Source organism: Rhodococcus sp. AC861, assembly GCF_979256035.1.
On sequence record NZ_CEEDMW010000005.1, the window covers coordinates 224,687 to 245,157 of the forward strand.

The 20,471-nt window shown below is 67.9% G+C and carries 20 protein-coding genes; 13 read left to right on the forward strand and 7 right to left on the reverse strand.

What is annotated here, in order from left to right:
* The first annotated feature begins 33 nt into the window (after window positions 1-33).
* From AC0IX4_RS17310 to AC0IX4_RS17325, 4 genes are all read left to right on the forward strand, one after another.
* Window positions 34-1,494, forward strand: a complete 1,461-nt coding sequence (locus AC0IX4_RS17310) for a condensation domain-containing protein (RefSeq protein WP_471830304.1) — start codon at window positions 34-36, stop codon at window positions 1,492-1,494.
* A gap of 77 nt (window positions 1,495-1,571) precedes the next feature.
* Window positions 1,572-3,368 carry an acetyl/propionyl/methylcrotonyl-CoA carboxylase subunit alpha gene (locus AC0IX4_RS17315; RefSeq protein ID WP_471830112.1) on the forward strand — a complete coding sequence of 599 codons (1,797 nt, stop codon included), beginning with the start codon at window positions 1,572-1,574 and terminating at the stop codon, window positions 3,366-3,368.
* Window positions 3,369-3,404: 36 nt separating this feature from the next.
* Entirely contained in the window at window positions 3,405-3,821 is a 417-nt protein-coding gene (locus AC0IX4_RS17320) for a DUF1707 SHOCT-like domain-containing protein (protein WP_471830114.1), read from the forward strand.
* Window positions 3,818-4,522, forward strand: coding sequence for a haloacid dehalogenase type II (locus tag AC0IX4_RS17325; RefSeq protein WP_471830116.1), 705 nt, complete (start codon window positions 3,818-3,820; stop codon window positions 4,520-4,522). Before AC0IX4_RS17320 ends, AC0IX4_RS17325 begins: the two co-directional genes overlap by 4 nt.
* On the opposite strand, the gene AC0IX4_RS17330 is transcribed toward AC0IX4_RS17325, so the two are convergent.
* From AC0IX4_RS17330 to AC0IX4_RS17340, 3 genes are all read right to left on the reverse strand, one after another.
* Window positions 4,516-5,028: a class I SAM-dependent methyltransferase gene (locus AC0IX4_RS17330; protein ID WP_162245352.1), complete on the reverse strand. Its 513-nt coding sequence runs from the start codon at window positions 5,026-5,028 to the stop codon at window positions 4,516-4,518. The two genes, AC0IX4_RS17325 and AC0IX4_RS17330, sit on opposite strands and share 7 nt — an antisense overlap.
* Window positions 5,009-5,605 (reverse strand): nucleotidyltransferase family protein, encoded by a 597-nt coding sequence (locus AC0IX4_RS17335; RefSeq protein WP_471830117.1) that lies wholly within the window; start codon window positions 5,603-5,605, stop codon window positions 5,009-5,011. Before AC0IX4_RS17335 ends, AC0IX4_RS17330 begins: the two co-directional genes overlap by 20 nt.
* Before the next feature lie 268 nt (window positions 5,606-5,873).
* Window positions 5,874-6,515: a pyridoxamine 5'-phosphate oxidase family protein gene (locus AC0IX4_RS17340; protein WP_471830118.1), complete on the reverse strand. Its 642-nt coding sequence runs from the start codon at window positions 6,513-6,515 to the stop codon at window positions 5,874-5,876.
* A gap of 44 nt (window positions 6,516-6,559) precedes the next feature.
* On the opposite strand from AC0IX4_RS17340, the gene AC0IX4_RS17345 reads away from it, so the two are divergent.
* From AC0IX4_RS17345 to pucL, 5 genes are all read left to right on the forward strand, one after another.
* Window positions 6,560-6,907 carry a hypothetical protein gene (locus AC0IX4_RS17345; RefSeq protein WP_471830119.1) on the forward strand — a complete coding sequence of 116 codons (348 nt, stop codon included), beginning with the start codon at window positions 6,560-6,562 and terminating at the stop codon, window positions 6,905-6,907.
* A 217-nt stretch (window positions 6,908-7,124) separates the two neighbouring features.
* Complete coding sequence (locus AC0IX4_RS17350) at window positions 7,125-9,029, forward strand: solute carrier family 23 protein (protein ID WP_471830121.1); 1,905 nt, start codon at window positions 7,125-7,127, stop codon at window positions 9,027-9,029.
* A 24-nt stretch (window positions 9,030-9,053) separates the two neighbouring features.
* Window positions 9,054-9,569: a 2-oxo-4-hydroxy-4-carboxy-5-ureidoimidazoline decarboxylase gene (gene uraD, locus AC0IX4_RS17355; RefSeq protein ID WP_471830122.1), complete on the forward strand. Its 516-nt coding sequence runs from the start codon at window positions 9,054-9,056 to the stop codon at window positions 9,567-9,569.
* On the forward strand, window positions 9,566-9,889 hold the full coding sequence (uraH, locus tag AC0IX4_RS17360) for a hydroxyisourate hydrolase (RefSeq protein WP_042573184.1): 324 nt from the start codon (window positions 9,566-9,568) through the stop codon (window positions 9,887-9,889). Before uraD ends, uraH begins: the two co-directional genes overlap by 4 nt.
* 4 nt (window positions 9,890-9,893) lie before the next feature.
* Window positions 9,894-10,814, forward strand: a complete 921-nt coding sequence (pucL, locus tag AC0IX4_RS17365; RefSeq protein WP_471830124.1) for a factor-independent urate hydroxylase — start codon at window positions 9,894-9,896, stop codon at window positions 10,812-10,814.
* Here pucL and AC0IX4_RS17370 read toward each other — a convergent pair.
* On the reverse strand, window positions 10,796-12,349 hold the full coding sequence (locus AC0IX4_RS17370) for a PucR family transcriptional regulator (protein WP_471830125.1): 1,554 nt from the start codon (window positions 12,347-12,349) through the stop codon (window positions 10,796-10,798). The two genes, pucL and AC0IX4_RS17370, sit on opposite strands and share 19 nt — an antisense overlap.
* A gap of 161 nt (window positions 12,350-12,510) precedes the next feature.
* On the opposite strand from AC0IX4_RS17370, the gene AC0IX4_RS17375 reads away from it, so the two are divergent.
* Genes AC0IX4_RS17375 through AC0IX4_RS17385 form a run of 3 tightly spaced genes read left to right on the forward strand, consistent with a single transcriptional unit; the run spans window position 12,511 to window position 17,373 of the window.
* Window positions 12,511-13,860 carry an 8-oxoguanine deaminase gene (locus AC0IX4_RS17375; RefSeq protein WP_471830306.1) on the forward strand — a complete coding sequence of 450 codons (1,350 nt, stop codon included), beginning with the start codon at window positions 12,511-12,513 and terminating at the stop codon, window positions 13,858-13,860.
* Between the two features lie 4 nt (window positions 13,861-13,864).
* Window positions 13,865-14,674, forward strand: coding sequence for an FAD binding domain-containing protein (locus tag AC0IX4_RS17380; RefSeq protein ID WP_471830126.1), 810 nt, complete (start codon window positions 13,865-13,867; stop codon window positions 14,672-14,674).
* Complete coding sequence (locus AC0IX4_RS17385; RefSeq protein WP_471830127.1) at window positions 14,671-17,373, forward strand: molybdopterin-dependent oxidoreductase; 2,703 nt, start codon at window positions 14,671-14,673, stop codon at window positions 17,371-17,373. Before AC0IX4_RS17380 ends, AC0IX4_RS17385 begins: the two co-directional genes overlap by 4 nt.
* On the opposite strand, the gene AC0IX4_RS17390 is transcribed toward AC0IX4_RS17385, so the two are convergent.
* Genes AC0IX4_RS17390 through AC0IX4_RS17400 form a run of 3 tightly spaced genes read right to left on the reverse strand, consistent with a single transcriptional unit; the run spans window position 17,361 to window position 19,760 of the window.
* Complete coding sequence (locus AC0IX4_RS17390) at window positions 17,361-17,837, reverse strand: Lrp/AsnC family transcriptional regulator (protein WP_042573178.1); 477 nt, start codon at window positions 17,835-17,837, stop codon at window positions 17,361-17,363. The two genes, AC0IX4_RS17385 and AC0IX4_RS17390, sit on opposite strands and share 13 nt — an antisense overlap.
* 23 nt (window positions 17,838-17,860) lie before the next feature.
* On the reverse strand, window positions 17,861-18,571 hold the full coding sequence (locus AC0IX4_RS17395; protein ID WP_042573177.1) for a CPBP family intramembrane glutamic endopeptidase: 711 nt from the start codon (window positions 18,569-18,571) through the stop codon (window positions 17,861-17,863).
* A gap of 34 nt (window positions 18,572-18,605) precedes the next feature.
* On the reverse strand, window positions 18,606-19,760 hold the full coding sequence (locus AC0IX4_RS17400; RefSeq protein WP_471830129.1) for an NAD(P)H-binding protein: 1,155 nt from the start codon (window positions 19,758-19,760) through the stop codon (window positions 18,606-18,608).
* Window positions 19,761-19,831: 71 nt separating this feature from the next.
* Here AC0IX4_RS17400 and AC0IX4_RS17405 point away from each other — a divergent pair, with 71 nt between their 5' ends.
* Window positions 19,832-20,434 carry a DUF2059 domain-containing protein gene (locus AC0IX4_RS17405; protein ID WP_082042889.1) on the forward strand — a complete coding sequence of 201 codons (603 nt, stop codon included), beginning with the start codon at window positions 19,832-19,834 and terminating at the stop codon, window positions 20,432-20,434.
* Window positions 20,435-20,471: the final 37 nt, after the last annotated feature.

Below are 20,471 nucleotides of genomic sequence, written 5' to 3' on the forward strand. Positions count from 1 at the left end.
CGCGCGCCGGGTGTGGGAGGGGCAGTCCCGAAAGTGGAGTTCACCGAGCTGGTCGACTACCCGATCCCGGCAGGCACCATCACCGAGTGGATTCCCAGTGTCGGACCGCACGCCTCCACCCCCGAGGACGCCGGGTGGCTCGAGGACGACCGGCCGACGTCGTTCGTTCACGAAGCCCACCTGCGGCGGACCATCGCCGACCCGTCCGCCGGTCGCGAGTCGTGGCTCGGAACGGCATTCGACATCCCCGGCACACTGGACAAGGCGGCGTTCCGGCGGGCTGTCCTCGCGTGGATCGACCGCCACGAGGGTATGCGCTCCAACGCCACGATCGATCCGGACACCGGGGTTCTGTCGCGCGTCACGGCCCCCGTGGGTGCCACCGACATCTGGGTGATCCAGCAGGACGAGTGCACGCGCGCCGACGAGGTGTACGAACATCTCCAGCATCTGTTCGACGAGTACACCTCGCCGCTGGTGTGGCCGTCGTACGCGTTCGTGACCCTCGAGCCCCGTTCGACCGACGACGTTCCCGACCACGTCACGGTGTTCTTCGCGGCCGACCACTCGATCATCGACGGTCTCTCCATCGTGCTCATCGCGCACGAGTTGACCCGGCTGTACGAGGAGGAGACGACCGGCGTCCACGCCGGTCTGTTTCCCACCGGCAGCTACCTCGATTTCGGTGAACTCGAACGCACCCTGTGCAGCGGCGTCGATCACACACACGACGCCGCTGTGGAGTGGTCTCGATTCCTCGCCGAGAACGGCGGGCAGTTCCCGTCGTTCCCTCTGGACATCGGCCCCGCTCCCGAGGTCCGGGTCCCGCAGAACGGGCTGTCCGCCTGGATCATGACGCCGGAGGAAGCCGAGTCGTTCACCGTCGCATGCCGTAAGACGGGGCCCGGGTTCCTCGCCGGCTTGATGGCGGCGATGGGCGCGGCGTCCTACGCCGTGTCGGGGGCACCCCGCTTCCGGACCGTCACCCCGATGCACACCCGGCACGACCCGTCGTGGGCCGCATCCCTCGGATGGTTCGTCGGGGTCGCTCCGCTGGCGTTCGACGTCGCCGACGGTGAATCGTTCGGCGATCTGGTCGTGCGCGCCGGATCGGAACTGGCCCGAACCAAGCCGGTATCGAAGGTGCCGTTCGACCTGATCGCCGATGCCACGGGCGTCGACGTGCTGCCGCGGTTCGTCGTGTCGTTCATGGACGTCCGCTTCGCTCCCGACGCCCGCACGTGGCCCGACATCAACGCTCGGGCCCTCCGTAGCAAGAAGTACGACCACGACGTCTACCTGTGGATCCATCGCACGCCGCAGGGCGTCAACATCTCCTCACGGTTCGCCGGCACCGAAGTCGCTGCCGCCGCGGTGCACCGGTTCGTCGGCGAACTGAGGGCCGTGCTGACCGCGGTCGCGAGCACGGGGACGTACCTGGTGCACGCGCCGGAAACACCCCACCTAGACTCCGAAACAAGGATGTCCATCTAATCTCGTGGGCGAGAACCCGCGTATGCCCGCCGGAGCGATACCTCGCGACGGCCTATCCGACCCTCACAGGAGGCTTCGTGCCCAGCCACGCCACTGCCCGCATCAGTAAAGTTCTCGTCGCCAATCGGGGCGAGATAGCGGTTCGCGTGATCCGAGCTGCGGCCGACGCCGGCTACACCTCCGTCGCCGTCTACGCCGAACCCGACGCCGACGCCCCCTTCGTCCGCCTCGCCGACGAAGCCTTCGCCCTCGGCGGTCAGACCTCCGCCGAGTCCTACCTCGCGATCGACAAGATCATCGACGCCGCCGCCAAGTCCGGCGCCGACGCCATCCACCCCGGCTACGGCTTCCTGTCCGAGAACGCCGACTTCGCCCAGGCCGTCCTCGACGCCGGCCTGATCTGGATCGGACCGTCCCCGCAGTCCATCCACGACCTCGGCGACAAGGTCACCGCCCGCCACATCGCCACCCGCGCCAAGGCCCCCTCCGTGCCCGGCACGTCCGAGCCCGTCAAGGACGCCGACGAGATCCTCGCCTTCGCCGACGAGCACGGCCTCCCCATCGCCATCAAGGCCGCCTTCGGCGGCGGCGGACGCGGCATGAAGGTCGCCCGCACCCGCGAGGAGATCCCCGAGCTCTTCGACTCCGCCACCCGCGAAGCCGTCTCCGCCTTCGGCCGAGGCGAATGCTTCGTCGAGCGCTACCTCGACAAGCCCCGCCACGTCGAAGCGCAGGTCATCGCCGACCAGCACGGCAACGTCGTCGTCGCCGGTACCCGCGACTGCTCCCTGCAGCGCCGCTTCCAGAAGCTCGTCGAGGAAGCCCCCGCTCCGTTCCTCACCGACGACCAGCGCGCCGAGATCCACGCCTCCGCCAAGGCGATCTGCAAGGAAGCCGGCTACTACGGCGCCGGCACCGTCGAATACCTCGTCGGCCAGGACGGACTCGTCTCCTTCCTCGAGGTCAACACCCGCCTGCAGGTCGAACACCCCGTCACCGAGGAAACCTCCGGCATCGACCTCGTCCTGCAGCAGTTCCGCATCGCCAACGGCGACGAACTCTCCATCACCGAGGACCCCACCCCGCGCGGACACTCCTTCGAGTTCCGCATCAACGGCGAGGACGCCGGCCGCGGCTTCCTCCCCGCCCCCGGACCGGTCACCACCTTCGTCGCCCCCGAGGGCCCCGGCGTGCGCGTCGACTCCGGTGTCGAGTCCGGCTCCGTCATCGGCGGCCAATTCGACTCCATGCTCGCCAAGCTCATCGTCACCGGCGCCACCCGCGAGGAAGCCCTCGCCCGCTCCCGCCGCGCCCTCGCCGAATTCCGCGTCGAAGGCCTCGCCACCGTCATCCCGTTCCACCGCGCCGTCGTCTCCGACCCCGCCTTCATCGGCGACGGTCAGTCCTTCGACGTCCACACCCGGTGGATCGAGACCGAGTGGGACAACACCGTCGAACCGTTCACCGCCGGCGCCCCCATCGAGGACGACGAGAACGGACCCCGACAGAACGTCATCGTCGAGGTCGGCGGCCGCCGCGTCGAGGTGTCCCTGCCCGGCCAGTTCTCCCTCGGCGGGGGTGGTGGCGCCGGCAACGGTGGCGCCATCCGCCGCAAGCCCAAGCCGCGCACCCGCGGCGGCGCAGGCGGCGCAGCCGCGTCCGGTGACGCCGTCACCGCACCCATGCAGGGCACCGTCGTCAAGGTCGCCGTCACCGAAGGCCAGGAAGTCGTCGCCGGCGACCTCATCGCCGTCCTCGAAGCGATGAAGATGGAAAACCCCGTCACCGCCCACAAGGACGGCGTCGTCACCGGCCTGTCCGTCGAGCCCGGCTCCGCCATCACCCAGGGAACGGTCCTCGCAGAACTGAAGTGATCCACCGAGACAGCCCGCCCCCGTTAGGCTCCTCTCATGGCTGACGACAGTCCTGACGTGAGAATCGGAACCGCCGAACGGGAGCGGGCTTTCTCGTTGCTGAGCGAGCATTTCGCTGCGGGACGGTTGGGTTCCTCGGAGTTCGACGAACGGTCGGCTGCCGTGTCGGCAGCGGTGACCCGCGGTGAACTCGTGCCTCTGTTCCGCGACCTTCCCGGTGGATCCGCGATGCTGCACTCCGACCAGCCGATGTCACCCGACTCGAGCCCGGCGATCGCGTCGTCGGGACACGTACCCGCGGTGAGCGGTGGACGGGACTATCGAGCCGTGGCAATGGGCATCATGCCGCTCGCGGCGCTCGTGCTCTTCTTCGTCACCGGGTCATGGCTGTGGTTCCTGGCCGTCCCCGCCGCCGGTGCGATCCTGTATGCGGGCCGCAAGGACGACTCGTGACGGCGATCCGCGCAGCACTCTTCGACGTCTTCGGAACGGTCGTCGACTGGCGCGGCGGCATCGCGTCGTCCACCCGGACCTGGCTCGACGACCACGCGCCGGACCGAACCGACATCGATACCGGAGAATTCGCGGACAGGTGGCGAGCGAAGTATCAGCCGTCGATGCAGCCGATCAGGGAGGGTCGGCGCGAGTTCACCGCACTCGACGTCCTGCATCGGGAAAGTCTGCTGGAACTTCTGGACGAGTGCGCGTTGCCCACCGCTGCGGCCGAGGACCTCAACCGTGCGTGGCACAGGCTTCCACCATGGCCCGACTCGGTGGCCGGCATCTCGGCGATCCGGGAATCCGTCATCGTGGCACCGCTGTCGAACGGCAACATCTCGCTGCTGCTCGACATGGCGAAGAATGCCGGCCTGCCGTGGGATGCGATCCTCGGGGCCGAGGTGGTGCGGGCGTACAAACCGACGCCCGAGTCCTACCTCCGCACCGCGGCTGTCCTCGACCTGTCACCGGACCAGTGCCTGATGGTCGCCACGCACAACGACGACCTCGCCGCTGCGCGTGGGTGCGGACTGCGGACCGCCTTCGTCAGGCGACCTCGTGAACACGGCCCGGAACAGTCGTCGTCCGAGCCGACCGACGACTGGAACTACGTCGTCGACGATCTACTCGAACTCGGAGTCCTGCTGCGTCAGTGAATGATCCGCTCGTACACGCCCACTTCGGAACCCGTCTCCCACTCGCCGAGCCCCGCGAAGGTGGACAGCACGCGCTCGTGGTTCCAGTCCTCGTCGACATGGATCTCGTGCGGATTGCCCTCGATCTCGTGCTGGGGGTAATGGACGATCGGAATGGAAAGGTACACCGCGCGGCGCGCCGCAGCAGAACACTTCTCCCACAGCGCGAGTGCGTCCGCCTCGGTCATGTGCTCGGCGACGTCACCGATGATCACCACGTCCGCAGCCGGTAGGTCGACCTTGCGTGCATCACCGATGACGATCTCGTCGTAATAGTCGTGCAGTCGGTACGTGTCGACGTACGGCTGCCAGATCTCGACGCCCGTGATGTGCGAGACCGCGGGCCCGGCAAGCAGTTTGGCGTACGTTCCCACCCCCGGCCCGATATCGAGCACGGTCACCGGGCTGTCGGCCCCCAGCGCGGTCACTCGGTCACGGATCCAGCTCTTACCCTCTGTCGAACTCATCGGCATAGGTTCGTGTGCCCACCGCGGGCATTTCGTAACCGTCGCTGCGGTGGTCGTGGTCGCGGCCGGTCGCCAGATCGCTGCAGTCGACGAGGACGACGTCGGGATTGTCGGCCAGGAATGCCCGCGCTCCCCGGTCTCCGTCCGCGGCACCGGCCGCCTGCGGCCACCAGTGCCGCGCGAGAACGACGGGGTGTCCCGGCCGGCCGTCGAACGTCGCTCGCGCCAGACCCGTGGAGAGCGACGCCTCCACGACGCGTCCGACCACGTCGCCGCCGATATCGGGGGTGTCCACGAGGTGCAGTACGGCCTTGTCGGCGTCGGTCGTGGCACATGCCTGCAGGCCCACCCGGACCGAGCTGCCCATTCCGGTACGCCACTCGTCGTTCATCACGGCATGCGCGCCGGCAGGCATCTCGGGTGCCGCCGCACCCACGACGACCAGCACCTCGTCGCAGCCACCCTCCCGCAGTGCACGGACGGCGAGCCTGAGCCACAGCCCCTCGTGCGCCAGGATCTTCGGTTCGCCGTAGCGGGTGCCCGCACCCGCCGCGAGCACCACGCCGATCGAGGTCATACCTGCCACTATGGCACCCCGGACGGTGGAGTTTCTGCTCCTGTCGCGCTGATTTTCGACGGGATCCCGCCGCTGTCGCCGCCGAGAGGAGCAGAAACTCCACCCCGGACGCCACGCCCCACTACCAGCACCCACGAGCGGGAACCCGCCCCCAGCGGCCACAAGTGGGACACCCCGCGCACGTAGAGCTCCCCTCGACGCAGAATCGCGCGGGATCCCGCCTATCCGGGCGCCGAGCGGAGCAAAAACCCCACCTCTCGGACGCCACCTACTCCAGCCGCGCCTCGAGCTCGGCGATGCGGTCGAGCAGCACCTTCTCCCGCGCCGCAGCGTCACGCTCGTAGAGCGCCCCCATCCTGCTCACGTAGTCCTGGTCGTAGCGCGGGATGATGCTGCGGGTGCAGTTCCAGTCGATCGCTTCGACGGAGATCACGACGCTGCGTTCGCACCGCGATTCGACGGTGCCGCCGGGTACCTGCCGGAGTCGCTCGAGCAACGCCGGGTCCGCACTCCCCTCGACCACCGTCGCGCGCCCGTAGATCTTCACGCGCTGGCGGCGCGGGTAGTCCACGACGATCAGCGCCACACGATCGTTCGCATCGAGATTGCCGGCCGTCACAAACTGGTTGTTCCCGGCGAAGTCGGCGAACGCGAGTGTGTGGTCGTCGAGCATCTGCAGGAACCCGGCCGGCCCGCTGCGGTACTGGACGTAGGGCCATCCGGTCTCGGTGACCGTCGACAGGTAGAACTGGTCCGCCGCGCGGATGATCACCTTCTCGCGGCCGTCGAGTTCGTCGGGTCCGTCGTCGCCGCGTTCCGTCTGCGCACCATAGGCCGTGTAACTGCCCTTCTCACGCTGCCGTGCGAGCGTCGAGGCTCCGAAGACCAGATGGTGGTAGTGGTTGCTCATCGCCCGTCACTCTGCCATCGATCTCGGCTCGTGACCTTCGGGGCGTGGCATCATCGCCCGCAACCCTCACATCCGCGCTCAGAACAGGAACTTCGATGCATCAGATAATTCAGCAATTCGTAGGTCAGGAAATAGGCGTCAATTTCGAGAAACCGGAGAAGTTCGAACCGGTGAAGCTCCTCGATGCGAACCCAGAATTCATGTCACTCGAAACACCTGGCGGCCGAAAGATGCACTTCGGAATGAAATGGGTCGTCTTCGTACTGGAAGGAGAGGCGCAACTCGGCGGCGGATTCGGTAAGAAGACTCGGGTACCCGTACTCGTACAAGTTCACCATTTTCTTGTTTACCGCGGCGGTGGAGGTGGAGTTGGGGTGGGCGTGGCATTCTGAGTTTCGGCCAGGGAGACTGCGCGTCCCTTCACCACCCGTTGGCGGATCACCCAACGACCAGCGCGAACCGGTGACCCGACTTTGTGCGGTCTCGACTGGCGGGGTGGCTCTGCATGGCGGATTCTGATCGCACCGCACTCCGGTCACTCGCCGCCCTGCACCGTCGCAGGGCACCGCCTCAGGCCCTTTCGGCCCTCGCCTGGAACCAGGTCCACTCATGACTGTTCGCTCCGCCGTCACACGGCGTCACCCCGTCGACGAGGTTCTCCCCGCCCACAAGCTGGCGGCCTACGGGTTCCAGCACGTCGTCGCGTTCTACGCGGGAGCTGTGCTGGTCCCGATCATCATCGGTGGGGCCATCGGGCTCACCAACGAGCAGTTGATCCACCTGATCAACGCCGACCTCTTCACGTGTGGCATCGCCTCGATCATCCAGGCGGTCGGCTTCCGGAAGATCGGCGTGAAACTGCCGCTCCTGCAGGGCGTCACCTTCGCCGGTGTCAGCCCGGTCATCGCGATCGCGATGGCGAACGGCGGCGGAACCGAGGGGCTGCTGTACGTCTACGGCGCCGTCATCGTGGCGGGCCTGTTCACGTTCCTCATCGCTCCGTGGTTCAGCAGGCTGCTGAGGTTCTTCCCGCCGGTGGTGACCGGCACGGTCATCGCCATCATCGGTATCGCGCTGCTGCCGGTGGCCGTGAACGATGCCGTCACCAATCCTGCTACGCACGAACAGGATCCGACGAACGGTCGCTGGATGGCCTACGCGATCGGCACCCTGGTGATCATCGTGCTGATCCAGCGGTTCTTCCGCGGCTTCACCGCCACCATCGCCGTACTGCTCGGGCTCGTCATCGGCAGCGCCACCGCGTACGTGTTGGGCGACATGACGTTCGACGGTGTATCCGAGGCCTCGTGGGTCGGGTTCACGCAGCCGTTCCTGTTCGGCGCGCCCAAATTCAGCGTCATCGCCATCATCTCGATGATCGTGGTGCTGATGATCACGGCGGTCGAGTCGACGGGCAGCGTCTTCGCGACGGGTGAAATCGTCGGCAAGCGGATCACGAAAGACGACATCGCCGCCACCCTGCGTGCCGACGGCGTGGCCACGGTGATCGGCGGTTCCTTCAACTCGTTCCCCTACACGGCCTTCTCGGAGAATGTGGGCCTGGTGCGCCTGACGCGCGTTCGCAGCCGGTGGGTGGTCGCCGCCGCCGGTGCCATCATGATCGTCCTGGGCCTGCTGCCGAAGACGGCGGCGGTGGTCGCGTCCATTCCGTCACCCGTCCTGGGCGGCGCCGCGTTGGCGCTCTTCGCCACCGTGGCGGTCGTGGGCATCCAGACGCTGTCGAAGGTGGACTTCACCGATCACCGCAACCTCATCATCGTCGCGACCAGTCTCGGCCTCGCCCTGCTGGTCACCATTCAGCCGACCGTCTCGGAGGGTGTCCCGAGCTGGCTCGAGCTGCTGTTCTCGAGCGGCATCGTGCTCGGTGCGTTCACCGCGATCGTGCTCAACATCCTGTTCTTCCACGTGGGCGGCTCGCGCGGTGCGACGGTGGCGGGTTCCCCCGGCGATTCGATCACTCTCGACGCCGTCAACGAGATGAGCCTCGACGCGTTCTCGGAGACCTTCGGCGACGTCGTGCAGGGATCCGACTGGGTGGTGCGTCGCGCGTACGAGCAGCGGCCCTTTGCCGATGCCCATGCACTACGGGAGGCGTTCCAGGATTCCCTGCTCGCGGGAACCACGGAAGAGCAGGTCGAGCTGATCAGCGCCTTCCCCGATCTGGGTAGCGAGGACGACACGGGTGAGGCGTTCGCCAAGGACCACGTCTCGCTCGCGCACCTCGGCGACGAGGAGCATCGCTCGGTTGTCGACCTTGCTACCGCCTACCGCAACCACTTCGGCTTCCCCCTCGTCATCTGTGCCGCCGAGACCGAGCACTACGACAGGGTGCTCGCCAACGGGTGGTCACGGATGGAGAATTCGCCCGGCGCGGAGCGGTCGTTCGCGATGATCGAGGTCGCGAAGATCGCGAATCACCGGTTCGACGACCTGGTCGCCGATGCGAACCCGATCGCTGCGGCGCGCTTCGGCAGACTGAACGACCTGTCCTGATCCCCACCACAGAAGGGAACGCCCGTGTTCCTGCACGAAGCACTCGGGCTCGACGCGTTCAACCGGTCGACCGATCGCGCCGCGATGCACGCACTGTTCGAATGCTGTTCGTCGCCCATCTGGGCGCGCCGAGTCGCGGCGGGTCGCCCCTTCGACAGCGCCGAAGCCCTTCTCGACCGCGCCGACAGCGAGTTGGTGGAGTTGTCCGAGACCGAGATCGACCGGGCTCTCGACGGTCATCCGCGCATCGGTGCGTCGGTGACCGCCGGCTCGTCGTCGCAGCGCGAGCAGGCCGCGGTGAGCGAGGCGGACCAGAGTGTCAAGGACGCGCTCGCGGCAGGTAACCGGACCTACGAGGAGAAGTTCGGCCACGTGTACCTGGTGTGTGCGACCGGCCGACCGGCGACAGAGCTTCTCGCTATCCTCACCGAGAGGCTCGACAACGATCCGGAGACGGAGAGGCGCGTGATGAGAACAGAACTGGCGAAGATCAATCGAATCAGGTTGACCCGCATGCTGACCGAGCGGACCGAACAGTGAGTGTCAGCACCCACGTCCTCGACGCGGTGCACGGAACCCCGGCGACGGGGGTAGGTCTGGCGGTGGTCGACGAGCACGGCGACGTGGTCACCACGGGGATCACCGACGAGGAGGGGCGCGCGAAGGAACTACTGCCCGACGACGCCCTTGCCGGTGTCTACACGCTGGTGTTCGACACCGCCGCGTACTTCGAACAGTCCGGGACGCAGACCTTCTACCCCGAGGTGTCCATCACCTTCACCGTCCGCGACGTCGATGCGCACCACCATGTTCCGCTGTTGCTGTCTCCGTTCGCGTACTCCACCTATCGAGGAAGCTGACGCCATGACCGACCTGACCGGAAACATCGTCCTGGGAGCAAACCAGTACGGCAAGGCCGAGAACCGGGTGGTGCGCATCTATCGCGACACCGCCCGCCACGAGATCCGGGACATCTCCGTGTCGTCGGCACTGCGGGGTGATTTCTCCGCCGCCCATCTGGTCGGTGATCAGGGCGCCGTCCTGCCGACGGACACGCAGAAGCAGACCGCCTACTCGTACGCGAAGGAGAAGGGCCTGCTGCATCTCGAGTCGTACGGCCTCGATCTGGCACGGCATTTCGTCGACGATGTCGAGCCGGTGACGGAGGCGCGGATCGAGTTGGAGGAGTACGCGTGGGAGCGCGTCACCGTCGACGGCCGTCCGCACGATCACACGTGGGTACGCAAGGGTCAGGAGACGCGGGTCGCCTCGGTCACCGTGGCGGGCAGCGGAGCGGAGCAGAAGACCTGGGTCACTGCGGGTTTCAAGGATCTCGTCATTCTGAAGTCGACGGGATCCGAGTTCGCAGGGTTCCTCGAGGACTCCTACACCGTGCTCGCGCCGACCCACGACCGCGTCATGGCCACCTCGCTCGAGGCCCGGTGGCGCTACACCACCACCGACGTGGCGTGGGACGAGGTGTACGCCGGCGTCAAGGCGGTGATGATCGAGCAGTTCGCGACACTGCAGTCACTCGCGTTGCAGCAGACACTCTTCGCGATGGGACGCGCTGCACTGGAGGCATTCCCGTTCATCGCAGAGCTCCGGATGAGTGCACCGAACAAGCACCACTTCCTGTACGACCTCGACCGCTTCGGCGTCGAGAACAACGGCGAGGTGTTCAACGCCGACGACCGCCCTTACGGACTCATCCAGGCGACCGTCGAACGGGACGACGCCCCCGACGCAGGATCCGCCTGGCGGGGTTACAGCGTCGTCGGCTGAGGCCCCAGCACGGCCAACGCGACGAAGACGTCGGTGCGGTCCTCCGTCGTCCCCAGATCTCGGTCCGTCAGCGCCTCCACCCGACCGATGCGGTACCGCACCGTGTTGACGTGCACGTGCAGCGCGTCGGCCGTCCGACTCCATGAACCGTCGTGGTCGAGGTATGCCCGAAGCGTGTCCAGAAGGCCTGCGTCCGTGCGGGTGTCGTGGTCGATCACCGCGCCGAGCACCCGCCGGGCGTAGGCGGCGCGCAGTCCGTCCGGGACCACCGAGAGCAGAACGGCGGCCGATCCGGTGTCCGCGCTGGTCCGCACCGCGATGCGGTCGGCCGACACCGCTGCGACCTCGCGTGCGTGTTGCGCCGACTGCACGCACCCGACGACGGCAGCGGCCTCGGACGCAGTACCCACGCCCACGGCGATGCGCCCGGTCACGATGTCTCCCAGTCGTCCCAACGCTCGGGTCAGATCCTCGGCCACGCGGGTGGTCGTGCACCCCGGCGGCAATCCGATGACGCCGATCAGGAGGTCCCCGTCGGTGACCCCCACGCTCACCGCGCCGCCGACCGACGTCCGCACCGCATCCGTGAGCACCGCGGCCGACACCTCGATCGGCAGATCCGACGTGGCGGCCAAGGCCACGACATCGCCTGTCAGGTCGACCCCGATCTGGCGGACACGGTCCAGCGCGTGCTCCCCCGCCCCGGCGACGAGAAGCTCCGCCGCCTGGTCGGCCATGGTGCGCAGAACCCGGGCGCCGTCGTCGTGCCGCACCCGATCGAGGGCCGCGATACTGGCCAGCTGAGTGAGCGTGTCGAGAACCTGCGGGTCCATCCGCTCGTGGTCACCGTCCACGACGAGGTACCAGGCGGTCGCGCGGTGACCGAAACTCGACCCGACGGGCAGCACCGACCGCACCGTGTCCCTCGCTACCACGCTGCACGGAACACCCTGCGCCGCAGTGCGAACGAGAGCGTCCACCGCCTCCGTGGTCAACGGCTCGGCGGACACCACGGACCGTCCCACCGCCGTGATGATCCTGCACGTCACCCCGGTGTCCCGCGCTGTCTCCTGTGCGAGGTCGGCGAGCGCGCGGCCGTCGGCGACCGCGGTGAGCAACCGGTGCTGGCGGGCCAGACTGGCGGACAGGCGCGCCACCCGATCGCCGGTCACGCGGCTGGTGACGGCCTCGATGACGTCGGCGAACGCGACCGACGACGGCACCGCCAGCAGCGGGAGCGAGTACTTCTCGCAGGCTCGGACCACATCGTCGGGGACGCAGCCGAACACCTCGTCACCCGCCGCGAGCGCCACCGCGCCGGCAGCAACGACGGACGCCACGAAGGCGTCACTGTCCTCCGGCGCTCGGCGCCACACCATGCCGGTGACGACCAGCTCGCCGCCCACGATGTAGCGCGACGGGTCCGGCAGGTCGGTCGCGAAGGCCCACCGCACGGTCCGACCGAGTTGGTCGTCGGTACCCACGAGCCGTCGCAGCGTGAATTTCGGCACGTCGAGCACGTCCTGGATCAGCACACCCGTTCACCTGCCCACATTGTCGTTGGAGGATCCGACAGTAGGCGGCGCTCGTTTCGGCCATATTTCGTCGGCGCGCGCCCTGCGCGAGTCGCCGTCACGGTGTTGACTCGGTGGCACAGCGAGAACAGGAGTACGACGTGCCGGACCGCATTCTCATCATGGGCGCCCACGTGATCACCGTGGATCCCGCCCGCTCCGAGTGGGCGGCGGGCTGGGTCCTGATCGAGGACGGGCTCATCGCGGCGCTCGGCGACGGGTCACCGCCGCCGCGTCCCGACGGTCCGGAGATCACCGTCGTCGACGGCCGCGGCTGCGTCCTGACTCCCGGCTTGGTGAACACGCACCACCACCTCTACCAGTGGATCACCCGAGGCCTCGCTGCCGACTCGACGCTCTTCGAGTGGTTGACGACGCTGTATCCGGTGTGGGCCGGCATCGACGCCGACTCGGTCCGGGTCGCCGCGACGGGTGGACTCGCCCGGCTGGCCGCGACGGGGTGCACCACCACGACCGACCACCTCTACGTCTTCCCCCACGACGGCGGCGACGTGTTGGGCGCCGAGATCGACGCCGCGCGGACGGTCGGTCTGCGGTTCCACCCGACGCGCGGATCGATGGATCTGGGACACAGTCAGGGTGGCCTGCCACCGGACAACGTCGTGGAGTCGCTCGATGCGATCCTGGCCGCGAGCAGCGCCGCGGTCGACCGCTGGCACGACCCGTCCATCGGATCGATGCTGCAGATCGCCCTCGCGCCGTGCTCACCGTTCTCCGTCACGGCCGATCTCCTTCGCGAGTCGGCGACGCTGGCGCGCGAGCTCGGCGTCCGGTTGCACACACACCTCGCCGAGACGCTGGACGAGGAGGAGTTCTGCCGCAGCAACTTCGGCATGACGCCCGTGCAGTACATGGAATCGGTCGGCTGGGTCGGCAACGACGTCTGGTACGCGCACGCAGTGCATCTCGACGACGCCGCGATCGCGACCATGGCGGCCACCGGAACCGGGGCGGCCCACTGCCCCACGTCCAACGCGCGGCTGGGCGCCGGCATCGCCCGAGCACGCGATCTGATCGACGCTCGGGTTCCCCTGGGGCTCGGCGTCGACGGTGCCGCCAGCAACGAGTCGTGCAGCATGCTCGAGGAGGCGCACCACGCTGCACTGTTCTCGCGGGCGCGGGGTGGCCCGCGCGCGATGACGGTGCGCGAAAGTCTGGACCTCGCCACCATCGGCGGTGCGCGTGTCCTCGGCCGCGAGGACGAGTTGGGGTCGCTCGAGGTGGGCAAGGTGGCAGACCTCGCCCTGTGGCGGATCGACGGGATCGCTCATGCGGGCATCACGGATCCGGTGGCTGCGCTGGTGCTCGGCGACCGCCCACCTCTCGAGCGACTGTTCGTCCACGGCCGCACGGTGGTCGAGAACGGCGTCGTCGTCACGGTGGACGAAGACGCGGTGGCCGGCCAGGTCGCCGCCGCGCATACGGCGCTGGTGGCCAAGGCAGGGCGGTGAAGCCATGGATCTGAACACTGTCCGGGACGTAGTTCGAGCCAGGTCCCGCGACGACCTGACGGTGATCGACGACCGGACGTCGATCGTTGCGGGTGGGACCTGGGTGTTCTCCGAACCTCAGGTGGGTGTCCGACGTCTGGTCGATCTGTCCGACCTCGGCTGGCCGTCGATCGTCGTCCACGACGCTCACCTGGAGATCGGCGCGACCTGCACGGTCGACGATCTCCGCCGCGCGACGTGGCCGGACCGATGGCCGCACCTGGGGGCCTTAGTCGGGCTCTGCGCCGATGCACTCCTCGCATCCTGGAAGGTTCAGCAGTTCGCCACTGTCGGCGGGAACATCGCGTTGGGTCTTCCGGCCGGCGCGATGACCTCGCTCGTCGCCGCTCTGGACGGTATCGCTGTCGTCTGGACTCCGGACGGGGGCGAGCGCCGAATCCCCGTAACGGACTTGGTCGTCGGTGCCCAGCGCACCTCGCTGGCGACAGGCGAGGTCATCCGCAGCGTCGACATCGACGACAGTGTTCTGCGATCCCGGATCGCCTGCCGCAGAATATCTCTCGCCCCGCGTGGGCGGTCCGGCGCCGTCGTGATCGGCCGCCTCGACGCGGACGGATCCGTCGTCCTGACCATCACCGCGGCCACCGACCGTCCGATCCAGCTACGGGCCTCGACACTCCCCCTCGATGCCGCGACCTGGGTCCGGGACGCCGTGCCCGCCGATGCCTGGTACGACGACGTCCACGGCGCGCCCGACTGGCGTCGACACGTCAGTGGTGTTCTCGCACAGCAGATCTGTGAGGAGTTGTCATGAAGGTGACCGTCAACGGCGAGGCCGTCGAGATGTCTCCGCGGCCGGGTCAGTGCCTCCGGACCGCTCTGCGCGACATCGAGCGGTTCGACGTCAAGAAGGGGTGCGACGCGGGTGACTGCGGGGCTTGCTCGGTACTGCTCGACGGGCGTGCAGTCCATTCGTGCATCGTCCCCGCCTACCGTGCCGAGGGCCACGAGGTCACCACGGTGGCCGGGCTGGGCACACCGGACGACATGCATCCGATGCAGCAGCGCTTCGTCGACGCGGCCGGCTTCCAGTGCGGATTCTGCACGGCCGGCATGGTCGTCACCGCGTCCGCTCTCGACGAGTCACAGACCCGCGACCTCGACACGTCCCTGAAGGGAAACCTGTGTCGCTGCACCGGGTATCGGGCGATTGCCGACGCGGTGACGGGGGTGCGCACCATCGACAAGTCGACCGAGGGCCCGGCGTGCGGGCGGTCCGTCGCCGCCCCGGCGAGTGCCCGCATCGTCACCGGAACCGAGCCGTACACGCTCGACGTGGCGATGCCGGGAATCCTGCACCTGTCCGTTCTCGGGAGCCCCCACGCCAGTGCGCGCATCGTCTCCATCGACACGTCGGAGGCGCTCGCCGTCGACGGTGTGGTGGCCGTCCTCACCCACGAGGATGCTCCCGACGTCGCGTTCTCCACCGCCCGCCACGAGTCCCGGGAGGACGATCCCGACGACACCAGGGTTCTCGACTCGGTCGTGCGCTACGTCGGCCAGCGTGTGGCGGCGGTGATCGCGGAGTCCGTCGACGCGGCCGAGGAAGGACGACGCCGACTCCGCGTCGTCTACGACGTCCTACCCGCCGTCTTCCATCCGAGGGACGCCCTCGCGCCCGGTGCCCCGACGGTGCACGCGGGTGCGTCGCCCGACGCCCGGATCGCCGACCCCGACCGCAACATCGTGGCCGAGGTACACGGCACCACCGGCAACGTCGACGCCGCGATACGTGCCGCCGACGCCGTGGTCAGCGGAACTTGGCACACGGCACGCGTCCAGCACACGCACCTCGAGACACACGCGTCGATGGCGTGGTTCGCCGACGACGGACGGCTGACCGTGCGCACCAGCTCGCAGGTCCCGTTCCTGGTCCGGGACGAGTTGTGCCACGTCTTCGGCCTCGACCCCGCGTCGGTCCGGGTGTTCGCCACCCGCGTCGGCGGAGGTTTCGGCGCCAAACAGGAAATGCTGACCGAGGATCTGGTCGTACTGGCCGCACTCACCGTGCGGCGGCCGGTACAACTGGAATTCAGTAGGGCCGATCAGTTCACCGTCGCGCCGTGTCGGCATCCCATGGAGGTGTCGGTGACGGCCGCTGCCACTGCGGACGGCACGCTGACCGCCCTGACGCTCGACGTTCTCAGCGATGCGGGCGCCTACGGCAACCACAGTCCCGGCGTCATGCATCACTCGACCGACTCGGTCGCGCTGTACCGATGCGACGCCAAGCGCGTCGACGCGAAGGCGGTGTACACCAACAACATTCCCTCCGGTGCGTTCCGTGGCTACGGGGTGGGGCAGACCGGATTCGCCGTCGAATCAGCGCTCGACGCCCTCGCCCGGAAGCTGCATATCGACCCCCTGGAATTCCGGCGTCGTAACGTCGTGGTCCCCGGCGATCCGTTCGTCGCTGCACACCCCCTCGACGGCGACCTGCTGTTCGGCAGCTACGGACTCGACCAGTGCCTCGATCTGGACGATCGGGCCTTCGCGGACGACCCCGGCCCCGAACCACCCCCCGGGTGGTCCGTGGGGGTCGGCTTCGCGATCGGGATGAACGCCACTGTTCCGCCGAGGGGACATGTGTCCGACGCATCCGTGACGGCTCTGCCGGGTGCGCGCTACCTCGTGCGGGTCGGCACCGCGGAGTTCGGCAACGGGACCACGACGGTGCACGGCCAGATCGCGGCGTCGATCCTGAACACGACCGTCGATCGCATCGAGATCGCGCAGTCCGACACCGACGTCACCTCGCACGACACCGGCGCGTTCGGATCGGCCGGCACCGTCGTAGCGGGCAAGGCTGTCGCACTGGCGGCAGAAGCGTTGCGCACGATGGTGATCGACGCGGCGGCAGCCCGGTCGGGTGCTCTGCCCGGAGAGTGTGTGCTCGGCCCGGAGGGCGTCACCGTGTCGGAAACCCTCGTCTCACTGGACGACATCGTCTCCGCTCACGACGGGCCGTTGATCGCCGAGGGGTATCACGGGGGGTCGCCCCGCTCGGTGGTGTTCAACGTGCACGGCTTCCGCGTCGCGGTGGACCCCGAGTCGGGTCGAGTGGAGATCCTGACGTCGGTGCAGGCAGTGGACGCGGGCACGGTCATGAACCCTGTCCAATGCCGCGGGCAGGTGGGAGGTGGTGTCGCACAGGCACTCGGCGCCGCGCTGTACGAGGAGATGCGTATCGACGACGCGGGCCGGGTCACCACTGCATCGCTGCGGAACTATCACGTCCCGCAGATCGCGGACATTCCCGCGACCCGCGTCCTGTTCGCCGACACGTACGACGCGCTCGGACCGCTGGGCGCGAAGTCGATGAGCGAATCTCCGTACAACCCCGTCGCCCCCGCTCTGGCCAACGCCATCGCCGACGCGACGGGCGTGCGGATGCACGAGCTCCCGATGTCGGCGGACCGGGTCTGGCGAGCGTTGCGCTCTCAAGAGTCGTAGAAGGTCTGCAGGATGATGGTGCTGCGCGTCTGCACATTGGCAGTCGTGCGGATCTGCTGCAGCAGGCGTTCGAGGTCCCGCGGTGACGCCACCCGCACCAGGAGGACGTAGCTGTCCTCACCGGCGACGGAATGACACGCCTCCACTTCGGGCAGATGTCGCAGACGTGCGGGTGCGTCGTCCGGTGCCGTCGGATCGAGCGGTGTGATCGCAACGAACGCCGAGAGCAGCTGCCCGATCGCCTCGCGATCTACACGCGCGGTGTAGCCCAGGATGACATTGGACGTTTCCAGTCGGCGGACACGGCTCTGCACGGCGGACACCGACAGCCCGGCCTTCTCGGCGAGTTGAGCGAGGGTGGCACGGCCGTCGGCGATCAACTCGTCGACCAGCACGCGGTCGACGGGATCGAGATCGTCCGGCGCGGCCGTTGCCTTCGCGGCCTTACCCCGGACACCCGTCATGCGTGACAGCCTGCCATGCGCGGTCAGGCGAACAGGGGCGGCATCGCGAACACCATGACCGTCGACCACGCCACGTGCGTGAGGATTGGGGCGAGGATGCCACCGGATGCACGGCGTTCGAGTCCCAGCACGAATCCCAGGGTGATCGCGGCGAAGCCGAGCATCGGGTTGCCGGTGGCCAGCGTGGCGATCGTGTAGACGATCGTGGAGATGACGACGGGACGCTTGACCCCGATCGCGGAGAACAGTGCTCCGCGGAAGAAGATCTCCTCGGCGACACCGTTGAACAGGGTGATGAAGACGATCAGTGCCAGCGGTCCGACGCGAGCATGATCGAGAACGTTGGCCGTGAAGTCCCGCAGCGGGGGAATTTCCCGGACCACCAGGGCGCCCAGGATGAACACTCCGCCCGCCGCGAGTCCGATCGCGATGGGGGTGACGATCGGACGTCGGAGCGTGCCGCGGAAGTTGATCCTGCCCAGGTGCAGCGGTCCGGAGAGGAAGCCGCCGATGATCCACACGAACGCCAGCGCAATCGTGAGTGTGTAGAACATGGGGTCGCCGGGCTCGGTCGACAGCGACACCCCGAGAAGGGTGGCACCGATGACCAGGACCACCGCGACGATGATCCGACGACGCAGGAACGCCCGATCGGTTTCGTGATGATCACGATCGACCTTGTCCACCAAGGCGTTGCGCACGATGGACTCGGCCCTCATCTGCCAGGACACCATGGACCATTCCTCCGGTTCGTTGCGTCGTCGGGCTTCAGAGCTTCAGGAAGGAACGTACCCGGGACGTCACGCCCGCAACCACGTCGAGATTGGTGCGGACGACGGGCGCGACCGGCCACGAGTACAGAACGGCGCCCGCTCCCAACGCCTCGGCCAACTTCCACCCGTCCTCGGTGAGCAGTTCCGCGCCGCGGCGGCGGATGCTGCGGACGTCGCCGCCGGTCCACTCCGCGTCGGAGTCGACCAGACGGAGCGAGTCGGGCGTCTTGCCCAGTCCGCGGGGGGTTGCCGCACCGAGAAGGCTGCGCCGCATCGCATCGTCGACCCCGGTCAGCCCGCCCTCCGGCTCCGGTACGAACTCCGAGATGCGGTTCTCCGACGCGGTCATCGAGTTGACCAGCGACTGCACCAGGTCGTCGGCCAGCAAGCCGGGGACGGGAATGAGTCGGCCGATGACCAGAGCGGCCAGCTTCGTCGGGATCCCCGGCGTGGGGATACCCAGTCGGTGCAGGTCCGCGGCGTGCACGTACGCGAACACGAGGTCCTTGTAGGGCAGGATTTCCGGTCCGGCGATGTCGTAGGCACCGGCGGGGACGTCCGACGACGCGGTTGCCACCAGGTAGTGCACGACATCGTCGACGGCGATCGGCTGCACGGGCTTGCTCAACCAGCTCGGCAGCGGAAGTACCGGGAGCCGATCGGCCAGGTAGCGGATCATCTCGAACGACGTCGACCCGGCGCCGACGACGATGGCTGCCCGCAGCCAGACCACCTCGATACCGTCGATCGTCAGAGCCTCGCCCACCTCGGCGCGGCTCGCGAGGTGCTCGGACAGCTTCTCGCCCTCGGGAACGAAGCCGCCGAGATAGACGATGCGGCGTACACCCGCGGCCTTGGCGGCCTCGGCGAAATGGCGCGCGGAGGCCAGGTCGGTCGCCCGGTATCCGGACTCGCCGATCGCGTGGACCAGGTAGTACGCCACGTCGATGTCTCCGGACGACAGCGCCTCGGCGCAGGAGTCGGCATCCGTGACGTCCAGTCGCACGGCGCGGACGTCGTCGTACCAGTCGAAATTCGTCAGACGCGTCGGCGTGCGGGAGCCCACCACCACGTCGTCGCCGTCTTTCACCAGCGCAGCGACGAGGCGAGAACCGATGTAGCCACTGGCCCCGGTCACGAAAGCAGTCATGTTCTCGACATTACGGGTGCAGTGCGCTCGCATACCGCCGCGTGAGAGGCGTCACCGTGCAGACTGTGCTCATGGCCGACGTGGATCGACACCGAGCACCCGACAACGATCTGTCGGTGCGCACCGTCCGGCTGCCCGTACCGTCACTCGGCAACATGCTCGGACTCGCCCGCGGCACCGTGCTCTGGTCGCTCGACACCGTCGCATTCGTCGCCCAGCTGCCTCGGCGCATCGACGACCTGTTCGTGCGTGTCGACGAGGTGATCGCCGCCATCGAGCGCATCACCGACCAGGCTCAGACCGTCATCGGCAAGGTCTCGGCCACCACCGAGGACGCGCAGGGCGTCATCGTCGGGGCGGAGTCGGCCTCGTCCAAGGCGCTGGCGATGATCTCGGAGCTCGAACCGATCACCGAGCGCGCGATTCCGCTGGGCCGCACCTTCGTGGACAACTTCTCCGAGGCCGAGGTTCAGGCGGCCGTGAAGCTCGTGGACCAGCTGCCGGAGCTGGTGCAGCGGATGGAGGGCATCATGCCGATCCTCGCCACGCTCGACACGGTGTCCCCCGAGATCCACGAATTGCTCGAGGTCACCAAGGACGTGCGCAAGGCCGTCATCGGCATCCCGGGTTTCAAGTTCTTCCGCAATCGCGGCGAGGAACGCCTGCACGACTGATCGTCGGCGACATTCTCGACGTACTCGCGGGGGGTGG